At 31.2% G+C, this 1,177-nt stretch carries 1 protein-coding gene; it reads left to right on the plus strand.

The features are described 5' to 3' along the window. Nucleotides 1-154: 154 nt before the first annotated feature. Nucleotides 155-949, plus strand: coding sequence for a hypothetical protein (locus tag ABIB40_RS20660; protein WP_354361850.1), 795 nt, complete (start codon nucleotides 155-157; stop codon nucleotides 947-949). Nucleotides 950-1,177 lie beyond the last annotated feature (228 nt).

A 1,177-nucleotide genomic window follows, 5' to 3' on the forward strand; every position in this document is an offset into this window, starting at 1 on the left:
AGTGCTAAATCGAAGATTTTTGCTTCCTTTGAAGTTCAGTGATTATAGAAAGTTTCGGCTTCTGCATCCGCCACATCGCCAAGCCGAAAAACGTTGGCAGTAATTTTAGAGACCGTTACAAAATAGAAATATTAATTAAAATTAAATATTAATTATGGGATTTGACATAAGTTACCACCCTATCAAAGAGAAAGAAATTCAAGAATGGTATTTTGATATTTTACTCGACAATTCAAAAATCGAAAAATTATCACTCGACAACGGAATTGAAGATTTTTATAAGCAAAAATATTCTGACACTATTGACATTGGAAATAAAACGCAATCAACAGAGTTTTTTGACAAAACTCACGGATATTATATTGCTGTAATTCAAGGATTTTACAGAACTTACTATTATACAAGAGGTTCTGCATTTTCATTTTTAATTGAAGATAAACCACAATATAAAAATTACACAAAAGGTTGGAAAGATATTTTAAATTTCAAAATAGATAATCCAATAAACGATAGAATAACAGACAATTATGGTTCGGGAGTTTATATTTCGGCTGACAAAGTAGTTAGTCTATTGGCGGATTATAAAACTGACGAAAAAATCAGACAAGAATTAAACAATTTTTTTTCTGACAAACGGATTGAAGTTTTCTTAACGGCATTAGAATATTGCAAAGAAAATAACTTTGGACTTTTAGAAGCCACTGAAGTTGTAGAACCAAATCCAATGGAAATGGAAGAGTCAATAAGTTATTCTAATTTATTTAATTGCGACAAAGAAGGAGTTTACCTTTACGCTGATGCTGCAATGGAACAAATTAGAGAATTTGAACAGCAACACAATTTAAAAAGTGGCGAGATTTCAAATAATTCGGAATATTTAAAAACAAAAGTCGGAGATGCTGAAAAAAATGTAAAAAAAGGCTTTTGGCAAAAACTTTTCGGAAAATAAAACTACTGCCAACAAAAAATTTGGTCAAAAATGGCTGACGGTGGTTTACGTTAATTCATCAGTTATTTACTTAATTTAGTGCGGTGCGACAATGGTTCTGCAAGCAATGCCATTTCTGCGCAAATTTTCAAAACGTTATAGCCAATTGTAAAATGACGACACAAGACGAAAATTACGTCAAAATATTATTCCGTTTTCATAGTGACGTTTTGGACGAAGAAACTGTAG

Source organism: Pedobacter sp. UYP30 (assembly GCF_040547165.1).
In the GTDB taxonomy this organism is placed as follows: Bacteria; Bacteroidota; Bacteroidia; order Sphingobacteriales; family Sphingobacteriaceae; genus Pedobacter.

What these genes read in the sequence shown, in the direction of transcription:
- ABIB40_RS20660 (WP_354361850.1), top strand. Translation starts at nt 155, where the DNA reads ATGGGATTTGACATAAGTTACCACCCTATCAAAGAGAAAGAAATTCAA.